General features: G+C 49.0%; 1 protein-coding gene and 1 pseudogene. Both read left to right on the forward strand.

Going from position 1 to position 2346, the window contains the following annotated elements; translation table 11 throughout:
• A partial coding sequence (locus tag DKW60_RS16475; protein WP_146203502.1) for a transposase occupies positions 1–444 on the forward strand: 444 nt, incomplete at its 5' end.
• Positions 445–576: 132 nt separating this feature from the next.
• Positions 577–2261: pseudogene (locus DKW60_RS16480) on the forward strand (IS1634 family transposase).
• Positions 2262–2346: the final 85 nt, after the last annotated feature.

Raw genomic sequence — 2346 nt, forward strand, 5'->3', positions numbered from 1 at the left:
CGCTTTGACTACGATGCGATTGCACGAATGATTATGCAGATGTTCGGATTTAACGAACAGCCGCTTTATTTGACACTGGATCGAACCAACTGGAAGTGGGGACAGAAAAACCTCAACATCCTTGTTTTAGCGGTCGTTTATAAAGGGACAGCGATTCCTGTTTATTGGTTAGTGTTAAACAAGCAAGGCAACTCAAATCAGCGTGAACGTATTGCCCAGATGAATCGTTTCATTAGCCAGTTCGGAAGTCACTCGATTCAGGGCATTTTGGGAGATCGCGAGTTTATCGGTCAGCACTGGTGGGAGTGGTTACACGCTCATAACATTCCTTTTTTCATGCGGATGAAAGCCAACCAGCATTATCTGGACAAGCAAGGCCGATCACGAGCGGTTCGCCACTTATTTAGTGATCTAAAGCCCCCGAGTTCGACACTTAACCCCTGATTTTAGCTAAAAACACCCCTCTCAGTCCTTATTAATCAAGCACTTAGTATTCTGTCGCCCGAATTCTTTGTAGTGACACGATATTTTTCACCCCCCCTTTTAATACTTTTTCTTCAGTGATACGGTAATGACATGTTCATCAAAATCACTACATCTGGCCCTCGCAAGTACGTCAAAATCGTTGAGTCCTTTCGAGATTCAGCGGGTAAGCCTCGTCAACGCGTGCTCGCAACCTTAGGGCGACTCGAAAATATTCGTGACGGCGCAGCCGATGCGGTGATCAATGGATTGTTGAAAGCCAGCAATAAAGCGGATATGCGGGAAGGTACTGGCGAGGTGCAATTTTCCTCGGCCCTGAGTGTTGGGGATGTCTGGTTGCTCAATGAACTCTGGCAATCACTGGGATTTACGAAGGCATTACGAGGTATTCTGAATGGCCGTCGTCAGTATGATGTTGAGCAGAGATGCTGCGTGTGATGGTGTTTAACCGCCTGTGTAATCCGGAATCCAAATTAGGTGTGCTGCGATGGCTTGAAGGCACGCGGATTCCACAGATACCTACTGAGGCGGTGACGCATCAGCGTCTATTGAGGGGCATGGATACGCTGATGGATTGTTCTAATGCGTTGGATGAGGCCCTGTCAGGCTTACTGCGTCCCTTGATTGATCAGGAACTATCGATTGTCTTTTACGACCTGACCACGATTACCACTGAAGGAAAGACTGAGCAGGTGGACGAGATACGCCAGTATGGTCTCTCGAAGGATGGCGGTATCGCCCGCCAGGTCATGCTGGGTGTGGTGCAAACAGCGGAAGGTTTGCCGATTTATCATGAGGTCTTTGACGGCAATACGGGGGAAACAAAGACGCTACTACCCACCATCCAGAAAGTGCTCAAACGTTACCCGGTTAAACGGGTCGTGCTGGTGGCAGACCGTGGGTTGCTATCACTGGATAATCTGGAGGCACTTGAAGCCATTGATATTGAGGGTCAGCCACTGGAGTTTATTCTGGCGGTGCCCGGCAGACGCTATCATGAATTTGATGACATACTCACGCAGTTTGAACAGGCGCATTCATCAGACGATACCGGGGCCGAGATCACCACGGAGTACCCCTGGAACAACCGCCGTTTGATCATTGCCCATCGACCGGATACCGCAAAGGAACAGGGTTTAAAGCGTGATCAACAGATTGCCGGGCTGGAGGCCGAGGCCGATCGGTTGGTCAGTAAGCTGGACTCTCAGGATGAAGGAAAACGCTATCGAGGCAAAAAACTCTCCGATGGTGGTGTCATGGCTCGCTTCTATAAAGCGGTCACACAGGCTCACCTGAGCCGGATTATCAGGGTCGACCTCAAATCTAAAACGTTTACTTATGACATTGATCAGGTGGCACTGGAAAGAGCACGGCGGGCTGATGGCAAACTCATTCTCGTGACCAATTTACCCGACCACACAGCCGCCCAGATCGTCAGTCGATATAAATCACTCGCCGATATCGAGCGAGGGTTCCGGGTACTAAAATCAGAGATTGAAATCGCACCGGTGTTCCATCGAAAGCCTGAGCGAATCAAAGCCCATGCGCTGATTTGCTTTATTGCCCTGATACTGTATCGGGTATTGCGGATGCGATTAAAGGCGGGTGATAGCCCCTATTCGCCTGAGCGGCTGTTGGAAATCATGAACAAGATTCAGTACCACCAAGTGCGTCTGCATCGTAAGCAAACCGCATCAGGGTTATCTGTAATGACGCCGGAGCAAAAGGATTTATTTGAGGTGATTGGCTTGCCAATTCCTTCAAAAACACGTTTGTAGTGACAATTTTGAAAATGGAATCATTATTTATCAATGACTTGGGTCAAAAAGTGTCGAACTCGGGAAAGCCGGGCAATGCCCGCAT

This window comes from Leucothrix pacifica, assembly GCF_003172875.1.
Lineage (GTDB): Bacteria > Pseudomonadota > Gammaproteobacteria > Thiotrichales > Thiotrichaceae > Leucothrix > Leucothrix pacifica.